Consider the following 20516-nt stretch of genomic DNA (forward strand, 5'->3'; position numbering starts at 1 on the left):
CCGGTGAAACCGGCGTTCCACCCGGCCGAATTCCGACAAAGCGGGCCAAATCGTTGTGAAGACGTATGCATCCGGGTTGTTCGGTGCCCCACGCAACACGCCGACATGGCTGTAATGTCGATGGTGTGCAGCGACGAATTATGGGGATCGAGACCGAGTTCGGTGTGACATGCACCTTCCACGGTCACCGTCGACTGTCCCCCGACGAGGTGGCCCGGTATCTGTTCCGCCGGGTGGTGTCCTGGGGCCGTAGCTCGAACGTGTTCCTCCGCAACGGTGCCCGGCTCTACCTCGACGTCGGGTCGCATCCGGAGTACGCGACCGCGGAATGCGACAACCTGGCGCAATTGGTGACCCACGACCGTGCGGGCGAGCGGGTCCTCGAAGAGTTGCTGATCGACGCCGAGCAGCGTCTGGCCGAAGAAGGCATCGGCGGCGACATCTACCTGTTCAAGAACAACACCGACTCCGCGGGCAACTCCTACGGCTGCCACGAGAACTTCCTGGTGGTGCGGGCGGGGGAGTTCTCCCGGATCTCCGACGTGCTGCTGCCGTTCCTGGTCACCCGCCAGCTGATCTGCGGCGCGGGCAAGGTGCTGCAGACCCCGAAGGCCGCCACCTTCTGCCTGTCGCAGCGTGCCGAGCACATCTGGGAGGGCGTCTCCTCGGCGACCACGCGCTCGCGGCCGATCATCAACACCCGCGACGAGCCACACGCCGACGCGGAGAAGTACCGCCGCCTGCACGTGATCGTCGGCGACTCGAACATGTCCGAGACCACCACCATGCTCAAGGTCGGCACGGCCGCCCTGGTGCTGGAGATGATCGAGGCGGGCGTCTCGTTCCGCGACTTCGCGCTGGACAATCCGATCCGCGCGATCCGCGAGGTCAGCCACGACCTGACCGGTCGTCGTCCGGTGCGCCTGGCGGGCGGCCGGCAGGCCAGCGCCCTGGACATCCAGCGCGAGTACTACGCCCGCGCCGTGGAGCACCTGCGCAATCGGGACCGCGATCCGCAGATCGACCAGGTGGTGGACCTGTGGGGCCGCACCTTGGACGCGGTCGAGGCGCAGGACTTCGCGAAGGTCGACACCGAGATCGACTGGGTGATCAAGCGCAAGCTGTTCCAGCGCTACCAGGACCGCTACGGCATGGAACTGTCCGATCCCAAGATCGCCCAGCTGGATCTGGCCTATCACGACATCAAGCGCGGACGCGGCGTCTTCGACCTGCTGCAGCGCAAGGGCCTGGCCAAGCGCGTCACCGAGGACGAGGCCGTGGACGCCGCCGTCGACACCCCGCCGCAGACCACCAGGGCGAAGCTGCGCGGTGACTTCATCACCGCCGCCCAGGAGGCCGGCCGCGACTTCACCGTCGACTGGGTGCACCTGAAGCTGAACGACCAGGCGCAGCGCACCGTGCTGTGCAAGGATCCGTTCCGCTCGGTCGACGAGCGCGTCGATCGCCTGATCGCGTCGATGTAATCCCCAGCGCCTGCGGCGCTGGGTGTCGCGGCCCTCTTGTGGCTCGCGTGTGCGCGGCGCCGGGCCGGGAACGGCGGATGCTCGGTCTCGCTTCGCTCGAAGGTCGTCGTTGGGGTGCGCTGGGGCTTCGGTGCCTGAGGTTGCGCCTGCGTGCATGATCGAGACATGATCATCGCCTTCTCCGTCACACCGCTCGGGACCGGCGTCGACGTCGGGCGCGCCGTCGCGGAGGCGGTCCGCGTGGTGCGTGCCAGTGGACTGCCCAATCGCACCGACGCCATGTTCACCACCATCGAGGGCGAATGGGACGAGGTGATGGCCGTGGTGAAACAGGCGACCGACGCCATCCTCGCCGTCGCGCCGCGCTGCAGCCTGGTGCTGAAGGCCGACATCCGCCCCGGCGTGACGGACGCGATGACCGCCAAGGTGGAGAAAGTGGAGCGCTACCTGGCCGAAGGCTGAGGACCCGCGCGTTCCAGCCGAGCCGATGGTCCACCTCCGCAGCGCGGTACCGACCCTTGTCGCTGCCGCGCCCGGTCCGCTCCTCGGACGCGAATCCAAGGCCAAGGCCGCCACCGCGAAGTCGTATTCCAGCCGAAACGATTGCCCGAGGGGCAAACGCCGAAGTCGGGACATGCATCTTCCAGCGTGCCCAACGCACCTCGACTACGCCTTTCGAGCGAAGCGAGACCGAGCCTGTTCCGTTCGCGGCCCGGCTCGCGTGTGCGCGGTCGCCGCGTACGCGACGAAGGAGCAAGCGGCGGTCGCGCACACGCGAGCCATAAAGGGGCCGCGAACACGCCGCGACGAAGTCGCGGCCAAAACAACACAGCCTGGCCGCGCAGATTACCCTCTATCGGGTGGCGATATCCAAGGTCGAGCGGCTGATGAATCTGGTCATCGCGCTGCTGTCGACCCGGCAGTTCCTGACCGCCGAGCGGATCCGGGAGAGCGTGGCCGGCTACGAGGACTCCGCCAGCGACGAGGCCTTCAGCCGCATGTTCGAGCGGGACAAGAACGAACTGCGTGATCTGGGCATCCCGCTGGAGGTCGGTCCGGTGAGCCGGTACTCGACGGTGGAGGGTTACCGGATCAACCGCGACGCCTACGAGCTACCCGACATCGACCTGACCGACCAGGAGGCCGCCGCCGTCGCGGTGGCCGTGCAGATGTGGGAATCGCCGGAATTGGCCGCCGCCGCGGAAGGCGCGCTGCTCAAGCTGCGCGCGGCGGGCGTGCACGTGGAAACCGACGCCGCCGTGGCATCGGTGCCCGCGGTTCCGGCCCGCGCTCGCGGCTCGGAACCCGTGCTCGGCAAACTCCTCGCCGCGATCGACGCGGGCCAGGCGGTGCGGTTCGAGCACCGCGGCGCGATCAACGCCCCCTATCTGATGCGCGACGTCGAACCCTGGGGCGTCGTCACCCATCACGGCCGCTGGTACCTCGTCGGGCACGACCGGGACCGGGACGCGGTGCGCAGCTTCCGGCTGTCGCGCATCGGCGACGATGTCACTCCGTACGGCCCGCGCAACGCCGTCCACAAGCCGGAGGATCTCGATCTGCGCGCCATCGTCGACCAGGTCACCAGCACCGCGCCGGTCAGCGGCACGGCAACGGTGTGGGTGGCCGAAGGGCGCGGACGGGAGATCCGCAGGCTCGGCCAGGTGACCGGGGAGCGCGTCGTCGGTGGCCGTGCGGGCACCGTGGTCGAGCTTCCGGTGCGATCCCGGGATTGGGTGGCCCGGCTGATCACCGGGCTGGGCCCGGACGCCGTGGTGCTCGCCCCCGAGTCGCTGCGTGCCGATGTCATCGCGCGGCTGCGTTCGGTCTTCGACCGCACGGAGGTGCGGGCATGAGTTCACGGCTGTCGGTCCGGCTGTCCCGGTTGCTGAACATGATCCCGTACTTCATCGCCCACCCGGGCATCAGCGCCGCCGAGGCCGCCGCCGATCTGGGCGTGACCACCAAGCAGTTGATGAGCGATCTCAATCAGCTGTGGATGTGCGGACTGCCCGGGTACGGCCCGGGTGACCTGATCGACTTGTCGTTTTCCGAGGAGAGCATCGAGGTCACCTTCTCCGCGGGCATCGATCGTCCGCTGCGACTGACCTCCACCGAGGCGACCGCCCTGCTGGTGGCGTTGCGCTCGATCGTCGACATGCCCGGCATGGTCGACCCGACCGCGGCCCACGCGGCCATCGCGAAGATCGAAGCGGCGATCGCGGGCGGCGCGGAATCCGCCGGGAACGGGAGGTCCCGCACCCCGCCGCAGGAAGCGCCCGCGGTGGCCGCCGTGCGGTCGGCGCTGGCGCTGGCCCGGGCGCTGCGGCTGGTGTACTACTCCGCCAGTCGTGACGTGGTGTCCGAACGCATCGTCGATCCGATCCGCATCGTCCTCGTGGACGACAACAGCTATCTGCAGGCCTGGTGCCGACAGGCCGAGGGAGTGCGGCTGTTCCGCTTCGACCGGATCGAGGCCGCGACCGAACTGGCGGAGCCGGCCCGGCCGCCCGTGCACGCCACCGACGCGACGGCGGGCCTGGACCTGTTCCAGGACGATCCGGCGGTTCCTCTGGCGCGTTTGCGGATTCACGCCGACTACGCGTGGGTTCTGGATCAGTATCCGATGCACCGGCTGGCGGTGCATCCCGACGGCAGCCTGGAGGCGACCATGCGGTTCGCCACGTTGGACTGGATGGCCCGCCTGCTGCTCGGTTTCGGCGCAGGCGTCACCGTCCTCGGCCCGCCGGAGCTGGTGGCGGCGGTGCGCGAGCGGTCGAACGCCGCGCTGGCCGCCTACGAGGAAGCCGGATATCCGGAGGCCGGATGAGGAAGGCACAGGCCCTCCCGGCATGAACAGTCGTGTGCTGGTGGTGGGCGCGGGCAGCATCGGCAATTTCGTCGGCGGCAAGCTCGGCGTGGCGGGCGCGGAGGTCACCCTGGTCGGCCGCAAGCGGGTGCTGGACGAGGTCGGCGCGTCCGGGCTCCGGCTCACCGACCTCGACGGCGGTGACGAGGCGCTGCCGCCGGACCGATTCCATCGCGCGACCGAACCCGACGACGCCGGCTCGGCGGACCTGGTGCTGGTCACGGTGAAATCGGCGGCGACGGCGGAGGCGGTGCGCGAGCTGGCGGGCAAGATCCGGCCCGGCACCGTGGTGCTCAGCCTGCAGAACGGCATCGGCAACGACTCGGTGATCCGGGAGATCCTGCCGCACTGCGTGGTGCTGGCCGGAATGGTGATGTTCAACGTCGTGCACCACCCCGGCGGGCATTTCCATCGGGGCACCGAAGGCGGTCTCGCGGTACAGGACGATCCGGCCCTGGCGCCGTTCCTCGACGTGTTCGAGCGAGCGCGGCTCGGCTTGCGCCGGTACCCCGACCTGCGCCCGGTGCAGTGGGCGAAGCTGCTGCTGAACCTCAACAACCCGATCAACGCGCTGTCGGGGCTCCCGCTGCGGGAGGAACTCGCCGACCGGGACTACCGCCGCTGTCTCGCGCTGACCCAGCGCGAAGCGCTCGCGGTGATGAACAAGGCGCGAATTCGCCCCGCCCGGCTGACGCCGCTGCCGCCTCGGGTGATGGCGGCGCTGCTGACTGTGCCCGACGGCTTGTTCCGGCGGGTAGCCGGCCAGGTGCTGGCGATCGATCCGGTGGCGCGTTCGTCCATGGCCGACGACCTCGAACTGGGCCGAAAGACCGAAATCTCCTGGCTGTGCGGGGAAATCGTCGAACTGGGCGCGATGGTCGGGATGCCGACGCCGGTGAATCAGCGGCTGACCGAATTGATCGTCGCGGCCGAGCTTGGCGGCAGGCGCGTGTGGAGCGGAGGGGAGCTGCTCGGCCAGTTGCGGACCGCCACGGCGGGCGGCGGGCCCGAACGCGGGACGAACGAGCGGTGACGGCGGCGTTCGCGCACGTCACCCTCCGGTAGCATCGAAACATCACAGTCTTGGGAGGTAGATCATGGGCAGTCTGAGCATCTGGCACTGGCTGATCATTGCGGTGGTCTTCGTGATGTTCTTCGGCGCGAAGCGGATGCCCGACGCGGCCCGCAGCTTGGGCCGGTCGTTGCGCATCTTCAAGAGCGAAGTCAGTCAGATGCAGAACGAGAGCAACGCGCCCGCGGGCGGCGCGCAGGCTCAGCAGCCCGCGCCGCAGTTGCCCGCCGCACAGCAGTCGACGCCGCAGGCCACCGAGTCCCGCACCGAGCAGAAGTCGGTCTGAGCGGAGCCGCTCGCGCCGGAGTGAGGAACAGCTCACTCCGGACTCAGTGCTGTTGCCGAGCCGTGCGAGGCACGTGACCCCAGGGGCGATCACCAACCATGCGAATCCCGTTCGATCCGCGGCGCAGTAAGCGCAGGACCAATCCCGACGGCACCATGTCGTTGGTCGAGCATCTGCAGGAGCTGCGGTACCGGTTGCTGGTGTCGATCGCGGCGGTGATCGCGACGACGGTGCTGGGGTTCCTGTGGTACGCGCACGGGTTCCTGGGGATCGAGAGCCTCGGTGAGATCCTGCGCGGGCCGTATTGCTCGCTGCCCTCGTCGGCCCGTGCGTCGCTGACCCCGGACGGCGAATGCCGTCTGCTCGCGACCGCGCCGTTCGAGCAGTTCACGCTGCGATTGAAGGTCGGCTTGACCGCGGGCGTGGTGCTGGCGGCGCCGATCTGGCTGTATCAATTGTGGGCGTTCATCACCCCCGGGCTGTACGCGAAGGAACGCAAGTACGCGATCGGGTTCGTGTCCTCGGGCACGGTGTTGTTCGCCGCGGGAGCGGTGCTGGCCTATGTGGTGATCGCGCACGCGTTGAGCTTCTTGCTCACCATCGGCGACAACGTGCAGATCACGGCGCTGAGCGGGTCGCAGTACTTCTCGTTCATCATTCAGTTGCTGATCATCTTCGGGGTCAGCTTCGAGACGCCGTTGCTGATCGTCGGGCTGAACCTGGTGGGCGTCCTGACCTACGAGCGCCTCAAGGCGTGGCGGCGGGGGATCACCTTCGGCTTGTTCGTGTTCGCGGCGATCGTGACGCCGCAGGATCCGTTCTCGATGCTGGCGCTGGCCTTGGCGCTGACGGTGTTGTTCGAGGTGGCGATCCAGTTCTCCCGCGTCAACGACCTGCGCAGGGCGCGCAAGGAGCGCGAGGATCTGGCCGCGCTGTCGGACGAGGAGGCCTCCGAACTCGGCGCACCGGAGCCGATCGATCCGGCGGGGTCGATCGGTACGCCCGCGGAGAAATCCACACGACCGGTGTCGGACTACTCCGATACGCTCTGACGAGTGACAGTTGACCGGTCGCAGACGGGCGAGTTGGCCGTATTCTCCGCCGAACTGAAGTTCCGGCTGGATCCGTTTCAGCGCGACGCCTGTGCGGCGCTCGAAGAAGGCCACAGTGTCCTGGTCTGCGCTCCCACGGGCGCGGGTAAGACGGTGGTCGGCGAGTTCGCCGTTCACCTGGCGCTGGCGGCGGGCGGGAAGTGCTTCTACACCACGCCGATCAAGGCGCTGTCGAACCAGAAGTTCGCCGACCTCACCGAGCGCCACGGCCGCGACAAGGTCGGACTGCTGACCGGCGACCAATCGATCAATCCGGACGCGCCGGTGGTCGTGATGACCACCGAGGTGCTGCGCAACATGCTCTACGCCTCCTCCGACGCGCTGCGCGGGTTGTCCTATGTCGTGATGGACGAGGTGCACTACCTCGCCGACCGGTTCCGCGGCGCCGTGTGGGAAGAGGTCATCCTGCACCTGTCCCCGGATGTGCGGCTGGTCAGTCTCTCGGCCACGGTGAGCAACGCCGAGGAGTTCGGCGCCTGGATGGAGACCGTGCGCGGCGACACCGCCGTTGTGGTCGACGAGACCAGGCCCGTGCCGCTGTGGCAGCACGTCATGGTGGGACGGCGGATGTTCGACCTGTTCGACACCAAATCCACCGAGCAGAAGGTCCTCGTCGACGAAGACCTGGTGCGGTTCATCCGCCACCGCGAGGCGGCCGACCGGATGAACAGCTGGGGCTCCCCGCGCAACGGTCGCGGCGGCCCGCGCCGGGATTTCCGCCCGTTGCCGCGGCCGGAGGTGCTCGCCAAGCTGGACGAAGAGGGCCTGCTGCCCGCGATCACGTTCATCTTCAGCCGGGCGGGTTGCGACGGCGCGCTCGCGCAGTGCGTGCGCTCGCGGCTGGACCTGAGCCGTCCGGAGGAGCGCGACGAGGTCGACGCGATCATCGACAAGCACACCGGCGATCTGCCCAAGACCGATCTGGAGGTGCTCGGCTATTGGGAGTGGCGCGAGGCGCTGCACCGCGGTCTCGCGGCGCATCACGCCGGGATGCTGCCCGCGTTCCGGCACACCGTCGAGGAACTGTTCGTCAACGGGCTGGTGCGCGCGGTCTTCGCCACCGAGACGCTGGCGCTCGGCATCAACATGCCCGCCCGCACCGTGGTGCTGGAACGGCTGGTCAAGTTCAACGGGGAGTCACACGCGGAGCTCACGCCGGGGGAGTACACCCAGCTGACCGGGCGTGCGGGGCGGCGCGGCATCGACGTCGAAGGCCACGCGGTGGTGCTGTGGCAGCCCGAGGTGGACACCAGCGCGGTCGCGGGCCTGGCCTCGACGCGCACCTATCCGCTGCGCAGCTCGTTCCGGCCGGGCTACAACATGTCGATCAACCTCATCGATCGGATGGGCGCCGACGAGTCGCGCGCCCTGCTGGAGCGATCGTTCGCCCAGTTCCAGGCGGACCGTTCGGTGGTCGGGCTGGTGCGCGGCATCGAACGCAACGAGGGGGCCCTGCGCAAGCTGCGCGGCCAGCTCGGCGGCGCCGAAGGCGGATTCCTCGAGTACCTGTCGCTGCGTGAGCGGATCAAGCAGCGGGAGCGGCAGCTGGCCCAGCAGAGCCGTGCCGACCGGCGTGGCGCGGCGGTGGACGCGCTGGGCGCACTGCGGCGCGGTGACGTGGTGGCGATTCCGTCCGGCCGCCGCGCCGGGCTGGCGGTGATCCTGGAGCCGGACGCGACGCCGGGCGATCCGCGTCCGCTGGTGCTCACCGAGGACAAGTGGGCCGGACGGGTTTCGGTCGCCGATTTCCCGGTGCCCGCCGAAGCGCTCGGGCACATGCGGCTGCCGCGCCGGGTGGATCACCGTACCGCGCGCACCCGCCGCGATCTGGCCTCGGCGCTGCGCAGCACGGGCATCTCGGTGCCGGGCAGGCCACGCCGCGGCAGGCACTCCGCCGCGGCCGACGACCGCGAACTTGCCACGTTGCGCCGCAGTCTGCGCGCGCATCCGGCGCACTCCCGGCCCGATCGCGAGCAACTGGCCCGGATCGGCGAGCGCTACAACCGGCTGCTGCGCGAGACGGAGGCGATGCGCCAGAAGGTTGCCGCGACCACCAACTCGCTGGCGCGCACGTTCGACCGGATTCTCGGTCTGCTGGAGGAACGCGGATTCGTGCACGAGAGCGAGGTGACCGCGGATGGACGCCGGTTGGCGCGCATCTACGCCGAAAGCGATCTGCTGGTCGCCGAATGCCTCCGGAAGGGACTGTGGCGCGGCCTCGGCCCGGCGGAGCTGGCGGGTGTGGTCTCGATCCTGGTGTACGAATCCCGCCAGGAGGGCGGCTATCTCGGCGCGTCCGGACCGACGGCCCCGATTCGTCGCGCGGTCGGCGCGACCATCGGCGTGTGGTCCGAGCTGCGCTCGGACGAAGCGCGGCACAAACTGTCGCCGACCAGGGAACCCGATCTCGGCTTCGTCGACGGCGTGTACAAATGGGCGCGCGGCGATGGATTGGCCGAGTCGTTGCTCGCCAGCGGCGATCAGGGCGCGCCGCTGTCGGCCGGTGACTTCGTGCGCTGGTGCAGACAGGTGATCGATCTGCTCGATCAGATCCACGGCACCGCCGACGATCCCGAGGTCGCCGCGACCGCCGCCAAGGCGGTGCGGGCGATCCGGCGAGGTGTCGTGGCGGTGGACGCCGCCTGAGCGGCGCGAGCTACGGGCGCGCGGCGGGCGGCAATAGCAACACGGCGGATTCGATTGTGATTTGATTTCTTTCGCGTACCGACCGTGGCGGAGTAGTCGTGTCATGCGACGAGGCCCACGCGGGGGGCTACCGTGTGTACAACGATGCGAGTGGAGGCAAGCAGATGAGCGGCCCGTACGGACCGAACGACCCCGGGGAGGGACGCAACGATCCCACCCAGCAGTGGGGTGGACAGCAGGCGCCGGGCGGGGCCGGTCCCACGCAGCAGTGGGGCGGTCAGCCGCAGACCCCGGCCTCGGCTCAGCCGACCCAGCACTGGGGTGACCAGCAGCAGTGGGGCCAGCCCCAGCAGCAGTGGGGTCAGCAGCCGCAGCAGCCCCAGCAACCGCAGTGGGGCCAGCAGCCTGCCCAAGGCCAGCAGCCGCAGTGGGGCCAACCGCAGCAGCAGGACTGGGGCCAGCAGGGTCAGCAGCCGCAGTGGGGGCAGCCGCAGCAGCAGCCGCAGTGGGGTGCTCCCGGTCAGCAGCCGCCGCAGCAGGGCGGCAAGAACAAAGGCCTGATCATCGGGCTGTCGGTGCTCGGTGTCGCGGTGGTCGGCGCCATCGTCGCCCTCGTGCTCGTGTTGACCGCCAAGGACCAGCTGGACCAGGCCGCCGTGCAGGACGGCGTGAAGAAGGTGCTGTCGGACTCCTACGGCATCCAGGACATCAGCGACGTCTCCTGCCCGTCCGGCCAGGAAGTCAAGGTCGACGCCACCTTCGAGTGCAGCGTGAAGGTCAGCGGCGAGGCCAAGAAGGTGACCATCAAGATCACCAAGGACGACGGCACCTACGAGGTCGGCCGCCCCAGCTGAGGTGGGAGGTCGGTTTTCCAGCGCCTTCGGCGCTGGGGATCCGGCCGTATCGCACTCTTCCAACGCCCCGCGTGATTCGTGCGACGCGCTTGCGGGTCAGGCGGTGCGGGCCGCTAGTGCCGTGATCAGGCGTGTGACCGGACTTTCGGCGTTGTAGGCGGTGGCGAGGGCGCGCAGGCGGTCGGGGTCGGCCGGTTCGGTGGGCAGGGCGTCGTCGCGGGACAGGGTTACTTCGGCGTCGCGGACCACCCGCACGACCGGTGCGGCGGCCTTCAAGTAGGCCTCGGCGGCGCGCAGCTTGGCGCGCACGCCTTGCGCCAGGTCGGCGCCGGGATCGTCGACGGCGGCGACCAAGGCGTCCAGGGAACCGAAGCGGGAGATGAGAGTGGCGGCGGACTTCTCGCCGATGCCTGCCACGCCGGGCAGGCCGTCGGAGGCGTCGCCGCGCAGCGTCGCCATGTCGGCGTAGGCCGGGCCCGCGTTGCGCAGCGGCACACCGTACTTCGCCGACACCTCGGCCGGGCCGAACAATTCCGCCTTTGCCAGCCCGCGCCCGGCGTAGAACACCCGCACGGGGGGTGCGGGTTCGTCCCGGACCAGTTGCAGCAAGTCGCGGTCGCCGCTGACCACGACCACCTCGGCGGCGCGCTCCCTGGTCGCCAGGGTGCCCAGCACGTCGTCGGCTTCCAGGCCTTCGGCGCCGCCGGTCGCGATCCCGGCGGCGTCGAGCACCTCCAGGATCATCTCGACCTGCGGGGTGAGCGTGTCGGGAACGGTCTCGGCGCCGGGCGCGGCCTCCGGCGAGGTGTCCAGCCGGTGTGCCTTGTAGGACGGGACCAGTTCGACTCGATACGCAGGCCGCCAGTCCAGATCCAGGCACACGACCAGCCGGCTGGGGGCGAACCTGGTGATCAGCGACGCCACCATGTCGGTGAAACCACGCAGCGCGTTCACCGAGCGGCCGTCGGGCGCGGTGATCTTGTCGGGGATGGCGTGGAAGGCGCGGAACCACAGACTGGCTCCGTCCAACAGCAGCAGGGGCCCACCGGAAGCAGAGGTCACGGGCTGAGGCTACTCGGTCGCACCGACACCGCCCGGCGAAGTTGGGCGTTCGCCGGGCGGTCGCGGCGGGTAACGTCGGACGAATGAGCGCGCATACGGATTCGAGGTTCGCGGCGGACGTCTACGGAGCACGGCTGGAGCGGGCGGTGGAGCTGATCCGGGCCGCCCACCTGGATGCCATGCTGATCACCCCCGGCCCGGACCTGCGCTACCTGATCGGCTCGGCGGCCGAGTCGTTCGAGCGGCTGACCTGTCTGGTGATCCCGGCGGACGGAGCGACGCCGTCGGTCGTGATCCCGAAACTGGAGCTGGCGTCGCTGGAGGCCTCGGCGGCGGGCGAACTGGGGCTGCAAGTGCTGGAGTGGGTCGACGGCACCGACAACCCGTACGCGCTGGTGAAGTCGGCGCTGCACGTCGGTTCCCGGGTGGCCGTTGCCGACGTCATGCCGGCTCTGCATCTGCTGCCGCTGGCCGAGTCGTTCACCGGTCTTCCGGTGTCGGCCACACCCGTCCTGCGCGAACTGCGCATGATCAAGGATCCGGCCGAGGTGGACGCGCTGCGGCGGGCGGCCGCCGCGATCGACCGGGTGCACGCGCGCATGGGCGAGTTCTTGCGGGCCGGGCGCACCGAGGCGGAGGTCGGCCGCGACATCGAGGACGCGATCGTGGCCGAGGGGCATACCGAGGCGGCGTTCGTCATCGTCGGCAGCGGCCCGCACGGAGGAGACCCGCATCACCGCGTGTCCGAGCGCCGGATCGAGACCGGCGACGTGGTGGTCATCGACATCGGCGGCTCGGTCGAGCCCGGCTACTACTCCGACTCCACTCGCACCTACGTCCTCGGCGAGCCCGATCCGCAGGTGGCCGCCCGATACGCCGAACTGGAACGCGCGCAGGCCGCCGCGGTCGCGGCGGTCCGCCCCGGCGTCACCGCGGCCTCGGTGGACGCCGCGGCGCGCGAACCGTTGACCGAAGCCGGTCTCGGGCACGCCTTCGTGCATCGCACCGGGCACGGCATCGGCCTGTCGGTGCACGAGGAGCCCTACATCGTCATGGGGAACGATCTGGTCCTGCGGCCCGGCATGGCATTCAGCGTGGAGCCGGGCATCTACTTCCGCGGCGAGTGGGGTGCGCGCATCGAGGACATCGTGGTCGTCACCGACGACGGCGGTGAATCGCTGAACCAGCGGCCGCACGGCCTGATGGTGCTGTGATCGACGGCTGACGGCGAGCGATGACGGCGCAGGGAGCCGCTACGCGCCGGCGCCGTTCCCTTCCGCGGCCGGTGCGACCAGCGTGCTGCTGGACAGGACGCGCCGGACCTGGATGGCGATCACCACGCGTGTCGGGTTCTCCCGCGGCACGCGATAACGACCCGCGTACCGCTCGACCGCCTCGGCGACGTCGTCGGGGGCGTCGAGCACCGTGGCCGGGCCCTCCAGCGTCAACCACCGGATCCCGTCGACCTGGCTGACCGCCGCATAGCCGGAGCGGCGCACGTTGCGCACTTTCACCGACCCGTCGTTGGTGATGACGCGCGCGATCCCGGCCTCCTGGTCCCAGGTGAAACCCACCGCCACCACATGGGGCGTTCCGTCCGCGCGCAACGTCGTCAGCGTGGCGAGGTGCCGTTCGGCGACGAACTCGAGGGCGGCGGGCGACAGCTCAGCAGTACTCGTCGGCATTCCCCGACCGTAGCCTTCGGCGCCCGACGACGCCGCACCAGCCCGGAGCCGGGGATGCGGCCGCGCCGGTGCGCGATGACGAGCCCCGCCGGCGCGAATGACAGACTGGGCGCATGGGAACGCGTGGTTTGCCCGATGGGACCGTGCTGCTGCTCGGCGGCCGGAGCGAGATCGGGCTCGAGGTGGCGCGGCGGCTGGCACCGGGACGAGCGGTCGTGCTCGCGGCCAGGCGCAGCGGCGACTTGGACGCGCAGCGCGCGGAGATCGCGGCGGCGGGTGCGAGCGAGGTGCACACCGCCGAATTCGACGCCGACGACATGGCGAGTCATCCGGTGTTGCTGGAGAAGATCGCCGCCGAGCACGGGCCGATCGCGATCGCGGTGCTCGCCTTCGGCGTGCTCGGTGATCAGCAGCGCGCCGAGCGGGATCCCGCCCACGCGGCGGCGATCCTGCACACCGATTTCGTCGCCCAGGCCGGTGTGCTCACCACGCTGGCGAATCTGCTGCGCGCGCAGGGCACGGGACGGATCGTCGTGTTCAGCTCGGTCGCCGGGGTGCGGGTCCGGCGCGCGAACTACGTCTACGGCTCGGCCAAAGCGGGACTCGACGGCTTCGCCTCCGGTCTCGCGGACGCCCTGCACGGAAGCGGCGTCGGGTTGCTGCTGGTCCGCCCCGGATTCGTGATCGGGCGGATGACCGAGGGGATGTCTCCCGCGCCGTTCTCCAGCACGCCGGATGAGGTCGCCGACGCGGTGGTCCGTGCCCTGCGCCGTGGCGCGAGCCGGGTGTGGGTGCCCGGCATCCTGCGACCGGTGTTCTTCGCGATGCGCCTGCTGCCGCAAGCGATCTGGCGCCGGATGCCCCGATGAACGCGACGCCCGTCTCGTGGGCCGGCGCGCCGATCACGGTCATCGGGATCGGCGCCGATGGCTGGGACGGCCTCGGTCGCGCCGCGCGGGAGGCGGTCGGCGGCGCCGAGGTCCTGTTCGGTTCCGCCCGTCAGCTGGCGCTCGTGCCGCCGGCCGTCGCGGCGCGCCGCGTGAGGTGGCCTTCGCCTTTGCTACCCGCGTTGCCGGATTTGCTGGAACGGCACAGCGGGGCACGGTTGTGCGTCTTGGCCAGCGGTGATCCGATGTTCTACGGAATCGGCGTCACCTTGGCCCGGTTGCTGGGCCCGCAGGCGCTGCGGGTGCTGCCGCAGCCGTCTTCGGCTTCTCTCGCCTGCGCCAGGCTGGGCTGGCCGCTGGCGCAGACACCGGTGGTCAGCGTGGTCGGGCGTCCGTTGGCGACGGTGCTACCCGAGCTGGCCGACGGAAGGCGGCTGCTGGTGCTCAGCGCCGACGAGCACACACCGCGCGATCTGGCGCAACTGCTGGGGCGCAACGGTTTCGGCGGTTCGGAGCTGACGGTGCTCGAGCAACTGGGCGGCCCCGCCGAACGGCGCCGCGCCGGAATCGCGAAACAGTGGGAACTGCCGCCGGGCGATCCGCTGAACATCGTGGCGATCACCTGCTCGGCGGACCGGGACCAGCCGCGTGCCACCCGCTTACCCGGACTGCCGGACGAATTGTTCGGCGGAGACGGCCAACTCACCAAGCACGAGGTCCGCGCGCTGACGCTGGCGGCGCTGGCGCCCGCTCCCGGGGAACTGCTGTGGGATGTCGGCGGCGGTTCGGGCAGCATCGCCATCGAGTGGTGCCGGGCGCATCCCGGCAACCGGGCCGTCGCGTTCGAGCGGCTCGAACGCAGGCGGCGCCAGATCGCCGACAATGCCGAGGCGCTGGGCGTGCCGCACATCCAGGTTCGCGGCGAGCTGCGCGCCGAAGTCGCCGCCGACGCCGGAATCGCCTCGCCCGACGCGATTTTCGTCGGTGGTGGCCTGACCCAGGATGGCGTGCTCGAGACATGCTGGGCGCAGTTGCGTCAAGGCGGCAGGCTCGTCGCGAACGCGGTGACGGCGGAATCGGAATCGCTGCTGCTCAGCTGGGCGGGCGCCGAGGGTGGCGGATTGCGGAAGTTCCAGATCTACCGCGCGGAACCGCTGGGATCCTTCACCACCTGGCGTCCGCAGCTTCCGGTCACGCAGTGGTCGGTGGTGAAAACCGCGCGGGCGTTCCCCGCGCAGGGGTGAACACGTTACCGGTCACGCGGTAGGGTCGGGGCCGAGTTCCGATCATTGATCGGAAATCCGAATCCTGTTGGGGAGATAGATGAGATACAAGAAGTTCGCCGCTACCGCATTGCTGGCCGTCGCCGCCACCGGAGTCACCGCAGGCACCTCCTACGCCGCTCCGGTGCCGCCCGCGGCGCAGGACCAGGCCGCCGCATCGCCCACCGTGACGGGCACCGATCAGGGCGTCGGCTACGCGCTGCAGCTCGCCGACGCGGGCAAGTCGGTGGTCACCAGCGTTACCGGTGGCGCGTTCAGCGTCGATACCGACAACCGGTCGGTCACCCTGAAGAACGCCGCGGGTGAGACCGTCACCACCGTTCCGCTCACCGCCACGGCCAAGGGCCAACAGGTCCGGATCGCCGCGTCCGTCGCCGACGAGGGCAGGCAGCTGACGCTGACGCCGCAGGTGGCGCCGACCGCGAACGCGCCGGTCGCCGCCGAGTTCATCGGCGCGCAGGAGTGGTTCTTCGCGGAGTTGCAGCGCGCCTCGCTCGGCGCCCTGGTCGGTGGCCTGATCGGCGCCGCGATCGGCATCGTGTTCTTCGGCGTCGGCATCCTGCCCGGCGCGGTGCTCGGCGCGCTGATCGGTCTGGCCGTCGCGGGCGGGCCGTCGCTGCTGAACGCGGGTATCGCCTACTTCAGCGGCCAGCCCTGAGAATCCTGATTCTGGGCGGCACCCGGGAAGCGCGGGAGCTGGCCCATATCGCTTCCGGCGAGCGAGGATGGGAGATCGTGTCCTCGCTCGCCGGTCGTGTGCGCGCGCCCTTGCTGCCCGAGGGCAAGGTCCGCATCGGCGGCTTCGGGGGCGCCGAGGGGCTGCGCGCCTGGCTCGCGGCCAACGACGTGGCCGCGATGGTCGACGCCACCCATCCGTTCGCGGCGGCCATCAGCGCCAACGCGGCGGACGCCGCGCGAGTTTCGGGTGTGCCGCTGGTGCACCTGCGCCGGCCCCGGTGGGTGGAGCAGAAGGGGGACAGGTGGACGCGCGTACCCGATCTCCCCTCGGCCGCGACGCAAGTCGCCGCGCTCGGCGAGCGCGTGTTCCTGACCATCGGCAGGCAAGGCGTCGACGCGTTCGCCGGACTCGCCCGGCAATGGTTCCTGATCCGTACCATCGACCCGCCGGAGGGCGCGCTGCCGCCGCGGCAGGAACTGCTGCTCGCCCGTGGGCCGTTCGCGGTGGAAGACGAAGCGCGGCTGCTCGCGCGGCACCGGATCGACGTGCTCGTCACCAAGGACAGCGGCGGGGAGCAGACCGAGGCCAAACTCGCCGCCGCCCGCGCCGCGGGCATCCCGGTCGTCGTGGTCGACCGCCCGCCACTGCCGGAGGGCGCGCGGATCGTGGAATCCGCTGCCCAGGCACTGGATTGGTTGCGCGACCGGCGCGGCTGACACGGGTCCTGGCCGTCAGCCGGAGCGATCAGCTGCCGAGAAGTTCCGGCAGGTGATCGAACCAGTCCAGCACCGTTCGTTCGTAGCGAATCCCGAAATCCAAAGTGGCGCGGGCGAATGCGGACTTGCCCTCCGGGTCCTCGGCGAGATATCTGGTGAGCCGGGCCTGATGGATCTCCCGGTTGGCGGCGATGATGCCGTCGAGCCGATCGCGATCGAGATGCTCGCCGAAGGAGAGCGTGAGCAGCAACGGCACCCGGATGGTTTCCCCGCCGGGGTCGCGGGCGATCCATTCCAGGAACGCTTCCCGGCCCGCGTCGGTGATGTGGTAGGGGGTGCGCTCCCTGGCTCCGGTCTCGCCCTTCTCCACGAGTCCCGCCGCGTCCATGGCGGCGAGTTCCCGGTAGACCTGGCTCTGCGTGATGGTCCAGAAATCGCCGATGCGGTCCTGTGCCTCGGTCACCAGATCCCATCCCGACATGGCGCCTTCGTGCAGAAATCCGAGCAACGACGCCGCCGTCGAGTTGAGTGCCTTGCGTTTGGTCGCGGTATCGGTCAACGACTGCTCCCTTCGCTCTCAACATTCCATAGTGGAATGTTACCTGAACGGGGTGGGTCAGGCGCGGCCGGTCAACTCGTCGAGCCGGGCGAGCACCTGCGCCATTCCCTGCTCCAGCCGTTCCTGTCCTTGTTCGAGCTGTTGCTGCCCGCGGGCGAGCGCGGCCTGCCCCTGTTCCAGGCGGACCTGCCCCTGTTCGAGCACGGTGACCCTGCGGGTGAGTTCGCCCACATTCTCGCGCAGGTCTCCGACGTCGCGGCGCAGCTCGCCGACGGCTTGGTCGATGGATTCCGCGCGCCGGTCGATGCGGCCGATCCCGTCGAGCGCCTTCCTGGTCAGCGCCGCGACTTCGTTGAGGACCTCGCCCTGCTCGTCGAGTGCCTGTTCGCTCGCGGTGGCCCTGGCCTCCAAGGCTCGGGCGCGCAGCGTCAGCTCCGACAGTGTCGCGGCCAAGGTCCCTCCGATCTTCGGTGCGTCAGGCGATCCTACGCGCCGCCGAGGGCCGCGTCGCGCGCGCGACCGTACCGGCGGGAGGTGTAGACCCGGGTGCCCGCGCGGGTTTCCAGCGCCGTGGTGGTGGACGCGCCGATGATCAGCAGTGTCCGCATGTCCACCTCCGCGGGGTCGAGGTCGCCGAGCGCGACCATTCGGACCGATTCGGTGGGTCCGCCGACGTCGCGGCCGATGACGACGGGGGTGTCCGGCTTGCGATGCTCCAGCAGCAGATCCCGCATCGCGCTCACCTGCCAGGTGCGTTGCGAGGACGCCGGATTGTAGATCGCGATCGCCATGTCGGCCGCCGCGACGGCGGAAAGACGCTGCGCCACAACCTCCCACGGCTTGAGCCGATCGGAGAGCGAGATCATCGCGTAGTCGTGCCCGAGCGGTGCGCCCGCGCGGCTGGCCACCGCGTTGGCCGCGGTGAGACCGGGCAGCACCCGCACCGGCACCTCGCGCCACTGCGGGTCGGCGGATTCCTCCAGCACCGCCGCCGCCATCGCGAAGACCCCCGGATCGCCCGAGGAGACGACCGCGACCCGCGCGCCTCGCTTGGCCAGATCCAAGGCCATGGCCGCGCGTTCGGACTCCACCCGGTTGTCGCTGGCATGACGACGCTGGCCAGGGCGTTCGGGCACCCGGTTCAGGTAGGTGGTGTAGCCGACCAGATCGGTGGCCTCGGCCAGCGCCGCGCGCACTTCGTCGGTGGTCCACTCGGGCGCGCCGGGACCCAGCCCCACCACCACGACCTCACCGACCCGCTCGGTTGTGTCCTGCTCGCGATCGCCGACGATGTCTCCGTCCAGGCGGGGCAGCGGCGTGGTCGGCTCGGGCCCCGGCACGAGGGTGATGGCGAAGTAGGGCACCTCCGCGTCGTCCACCGCACCCGCGTGCAGCACGCGCTGTTCGGTGCTGCTCGCGCGCTCGACGTAATACGCGCCCGCGAGCCGGCCGGAGTCGGCGAGTGCCTGGCGCACACCGGGATAGGTGCGTCCCAGCTTCATGATCGCGGCGGCGTCGGTGGTGCGCAGCCGCCGGGTGAGCTCGTCGACCGGCATGGTGCCCGGCAGCACGGTGAGCACCTGCTCGCCTTCGACCAGCGGCGTGCCCAGCGCCGCCGACGCCGCGCTCACCGAGGTGATGCCCGGGATGATCTCGGCTTCGAACCGGTCGGCCAGCCGCCGGTGCATGTGCATGTAGGAGCTGTAGAACAGCGGGTCGCCCGCGGCGAGCAGTGCCACCGAGCGGCCCGCGGCGAGGTGCTCGGCCAGCCGCTGGGCGGCCTGTTCGTAGAATTCGTCGATCGCGCCCTGGTAGCCGCCGGGATGGTCGGTGGTCTCGGTGGTCACCGGGTAGACCAGATGCTCCTCCAGCTGACCGGGGCGCATGTACGGCGCCGCGATCCGGCGGGAGATGCTGCGGCCGTGGCGCGCGCTGTGGAACGCGATCACATCGGCGGCGCCGATCACGTTGGCCGCCTTGACGGTCACCAACTCGGGATCGCCGGGACCGAGTCCGACGCCCCAGAGCTTGCCCGGAGTGCTCATTCCTGTTCGCTCGCAATCGCGTTCAGCGCCGACGCGGTGATGGCGCTGCCGCCGCGCCTGCCGCGCACGGTGAGGTATTCGACGCCGCCGAACTCGATCAGCGCGTCCTTCGATTCGGCCGCGCCGACGAAGCCGACCGGGATGCCGAGCACGGCGGCGGGCCGCGGCGCACCCGCGTCGAGCAGGTCGAGCAGATGGAACAGCGCGGTCGGCGCGTTGCCGATCGCGACGACGGCGCCGTCCAGACGGTCTTGCCACAGTTCGAGCGCGGCCGCGGAGCGGGTGGTGCCCCTGGCCGCGGCCAACTCCGGCACCCGCGGGTCGGCGAGGGTGCACAGCACCTCGTTGTCGGCGGGCAGTCGCTTCCTGGTCACGCCGGAGGCGACCATGGTGGCGTCGCAGAGAATCGGCGCGCCCGCGCGCAGCGCCGCCCGTGCCGAGGCCACGACGCCGGGGGAGAAGGCGATGTCCGCGGCGAGATCCACCTGACCGCAACCGTGGATCATCCGCACCGCCACCTGCGCCACGTCCGGCGGGAACCCGCTCAGATCGGCCTCGGCGCGGATCGTCGCGAACGAGCGACGGTAGATCTCGGCCCCGTCGGTCAGGTAGCTGGCACGTACGTCGGACATGCGGTCCACCATATGGGTGCGGGTCCGGACAGATCGGTCCGGGTCGGGCGCTGCGCGTCACGGGCCGGACGGCAGCACAGCGCGGCGACGGCGCCGCCGGATCAGGTCCGCGGACGCTCGAGAATCCGGGACATGACGATGGCGCTGCGGGTGCGCCCGACTCGCGCGTTCTCCCTGATCCGTTCCACGGTCACCTCGATCTCGGTCATGTCGGTGGCCATCACGTGCACCAGCGCGTCGGCTTCGCCCGCGATCGTCCACACGCCGACCACCTGCGGGATCGGTTCCAGACTGCGTTTGAGTTCGGCCGGGGAGATGTTGTCGCGGTAGTACACCTCGACGTACGCCTCCGTCCTCCAGCCCAGCGCGGCGGGATTGACCAGCGCGGTGAAGCCGGTGATCTGCTTGCCCGCGACGAGCCGGTCTACTCGCCGTTTCACCGCGGGCGCGGACAATCCGACCACGCCGCCGATCTCCTGGAACGAGGCCCGCGCGTTCTTCAGCAGTTGTTCGAGAATCCGCCGGTCGAGGTCGTCCACGTCACACCTTCCCGCCGTCCGCGCAATAATCCGCGCAATTTTCGCTGAGATGCGCAACGAATCGTCATTTCTGGCGCAATGCTATGCGACTTACCGTCGTGGCAGC

Annotated in this window: 21 protein-coding genes; 14 read left to right on the forward strand and 7 right to left on the reverse strand. The window is 70.1% G+C overall.

Annotated features, from left to right (window positions below):
- Nucleotides 1-125 precede the first annotated feature (125 nt).
- The 9 genes from pafA (at nt 126) to U3653_RS14820 (ending at nt 10323) form a co-directional block, all read left to right on the forward strand.
- Nucleotides 126-1484: a Pup--protein ligase gene (gene pafA, locus U3653_RS14780; RefSeq protein WP_174186519.1), complete on the forward strand. Its 1359-nt coding sequence runs from the start codon at nt 126-128 to the stop codon at nt 1482-1484.
- A gap of 165 nt (nt 1485-1649) precedes the next feature.
- Nucleotides 1650-1946 (forward strand): MTH1187 family thiamine-binding protein, encoded by a 297-nt coding sequence (locus U3653_RS14785; protein WP_195080298.1) that lies wholly within the window; start codon nt 1650-1652, stop codon nt 1944-1946.
- A gap of 398 nt (nt 1947-2344) precedes the next feature.
- Complete coding sequence (locus tag U3653_RS14790; RefSeq protein WP_195080035.1) at nt 2345-3340, forward strand: helix-turn-helix transcriptional regulator; 996 nt, start codon at nt 2345-2347, stop codon at nt 3338-3340.
- The gene (locus U3653_RS14795) at nt 3337-4314 is read left to right on the forward strand and encodes a helix-turn-helix transcriptional regulator (RefSeq protein WP_195080034.1); all 978 of its coding nucleotides are present in this window, start codon (nt 3337-3339) and stop codon (nt 4312-4314) included. Before U3653_RS14790 ends, U3653_RS14795 begins: the two co-directional genes overlap by 4 nt.
- Before the next feature lie 22 nt (nt 4315-4336).
- The gene (locus U3653_RS14800; RefSeq protein ID WP_195080033.1) at nt 4337-5386 is read left to right on the forward strand and encodes a 2-dehydropantoate 2-reductase; all 1050 of its coding nucleotides are present in this window, start codon (nt 4337-4339) and stop codon (nt 5384-5386) included.
- Between the two features lie 64 nt (nt 5387-5450).
- Nucleotides 5451-5711 (forward strand): Sec-independent protein translocase subunit TatA, encoded by a 261-nt coding sequence (tatA, locus tag U3653_RS14805; protein WP_195080032.1) that lies wholly within the window; start codon nt 5451-5453, stop codon nt 5709-5711.
- A gap of 98 nt (nt 5712-5809) precedes the next feature.
- Nucleotides 5810-6763 (forward strand): twin-arginine translocase subunit TatC, encoded by a 954-nt coding sequence (tatC, locus tag U3653_RS14810; protein ID WP_195080031.1) that lies wholly within the window; start codon nt 5810-5812, stop codon nt 6761-6763.
- Between the two features lie 3 nt (nt 6764-6766).
- Entirely contained in the window at nt 6767-9469 is a 2703-nt protein-coding gene (locus U3653_RS14815) for a DEAD/DEAH box helicase (protein WP_195080030.1), read from the forward strand.
- Between the two features lie 164 nt (nt 9470-9633).
- Complete coding sequence (locus tag U3653_RS14820; RefSeq protein WP_195080029.1) at nt 9634-10323, forward strand: DUF4333 domain-containing protein; 690 nt, start codon at nt 9634-9636, stop codon at nt 10321-10323.
- 96 nt (nt 10324-10419) lie between these two features.
- Here the strand turns inward: U3653_RS14820 and U3653_RS14825 are convergent, their stop codons facing one another.
- Complete coding sequence (locus U3653_RS14825) at nt 10420-11385, reverse strand: 5'-3' exonuclease (RefSeq protein ID WP_195080028.1); 966 nt, start codon at nt 11383-11385, stop codon at nt 10420-10422.
- A gap of 83 nt (nt 11386-11468) precedes the next feature.
- Here U3653_RS14825 and U3653_RS14830 point away from each other — a divergent pair, with 83 nt between their 5' ends.
- The gene (locus U3653_RS14830; protein ID WP_195080027.1) at nt 11469-12599 is read left to right on the forward strand and encodes a M24 family metallopeptidase; all 1131 of its coding nucleotides are present in this window, start codon (nt 11469-11471) and stop codon (nt 12597-12599) included.
- Nucleotides 12600-12638: 39 nt separating this feature from the next.
- On the opposite strand, the gene U3653_RS14835 is transcribed toward U3653_RS14830, so the two are convergent.
- Nucleotides 12639-13070 (reverse strand): PPOX class F420-dependent oxidoreductase, encoded by a 432-nt coding sequence (locus U3653_RS14835; protein WP_195080026.1) that lies wholly within the window; start codon nt 13068-13070, stop codon nt 12639-12641.
- 113 nt (nt 13071-13183) lie between these two features.
- On the opposite strand from U3653_RS14835, the gene dprE2 reads away from it, so the two are divergent.
- From dprE2 to U3653_RS14855, 4 genes are all read left to right on the forward strand, one after another.
- On the forward strand, nt 13184-13939 hold the full coding sequence (dprE2, locus tag U3653_RS14840) for a decaprenylphospho-beta-D-erythro-pentofuranosid-2-ulose 2-reductase (protein ID WP_195080025.1): 756 nt from the start codon (nt 13184-13186) through the stop codon (nt 13937-13939).
- A complete protein-coding gene (cbiE, locus tag U3653_RS14845) occupies nt 13936-15201 on the forward strand; it encodes a precorrin-6y C5,15-methyltransferase (decarboxylating) subunit CbiE (RefSeq protein ID WP_195080024.1) in 1266 nt (421 codons plus the stop codon). Before dprE2 ends, cbiE begins: the two co-directional genes overlap by 4 nt.
- Nucleotides 15202-15280: 79 nt before the next feature.
- Nucleotides 15281-15898, forward strand: a complete 618-nt coding sequence (locus U3653_RS14850; RefSeq protein WP_195080023.1) for a DUF8020 domain-containing protein — start codon at nt 15281-15283, stop codon at nt 15896-15898.
- A 2-nt stretch (nt 15899-15900) separates the two neighbouring features.
- Nucleotides 15901-16635, forward strand: coding sequence for a cobalt-precorrin-6A reductase (locus U3653_RS14855; RefSeq protein ID WP_323124034.1), 735 nt, complete (start codon nt 15901-15903; stop codon nt 16633-16635).
- 28 nt (nt 16636-16663) lie between these two features.
- Here the strand turns inward: U3653_RS14855 and U3653_RS14860 are convergent, their stop codons facing one another.
- From U3653_RS14860 to U3653_RS14880, 5 genes are all read right to left on the reverse strand, one after another.
- Nucleotides 16664-17194, reverse strand: coding sequence for a PadR family transcriptional regulator (locus tag U3653_RS14860; protein ID WP_195080022.1), 531 nt, complete (start codon nt 17192-17194; stop codon nt 16664-16666).
- 57 nt (nt 17195-17251) lie between these two features.
- Nucleotides 17252-17647 (reverse strand): hypothetical protein, encoded by a 396-nt coding sequence (locus U3653_RS14865; RefSeq protein WP_195080021.1) that lies wholly within the window; start codon nt 17645-17647, stop codon nt 17252-17254.
- Nucleotides 17648-17679: 32 nt separating this feature from the next.
- Nucleotides 17680-19239 carry a precorrin-3B C(17)-methyltransferase gene (gene cobJ / locus U3653_RS14870; RefSeq protein WP_195080020.1) on the reverse strand — a complete coding sequence of 520 codons (1560 nt, stop codon included), beginning with the start codon at nt 19237-19239 and terminating at the stop codon, nt 17680-17682.
- Complete coding sequence (locus U3653_RS14875; RefSeq protein ID WP_195080019.1) at nt 19236-19871, reverse strand: precorrin-8X methylmutase; 636 nt, start codon at nt 19869-19871, stop codon at nt 19236-19238. The genes cobJ and U3653_RS14875 overlap by 4 nt, the downstream gene beginning before the upstream one ends.
- 101 nt (nt 19872-19972) lie before the next feature.
- Nucleotides 19973-20410, reverse strand: coding sequence for an Lrp/AsnC family transcriptional regulator (locus U3653_RS14880; RefSeq protein ID WP_195080018.1), 438 nt, complete (start codon nt 20408-20410; stop codon nt 19973-19975).
- Nucleotides 20411-20516: the final 106 nt, after the last annotated feature.

Origin of the sequence: Nocardia implantans (assembly GCF_035544775.1) — a bacterium.
Classification (GTDB): Bacteria; Actinomycetota; Actinomycetes; order Mycobacteriales; family Mycobacteriaceae; genus Nocardia; species Nocardia implantans.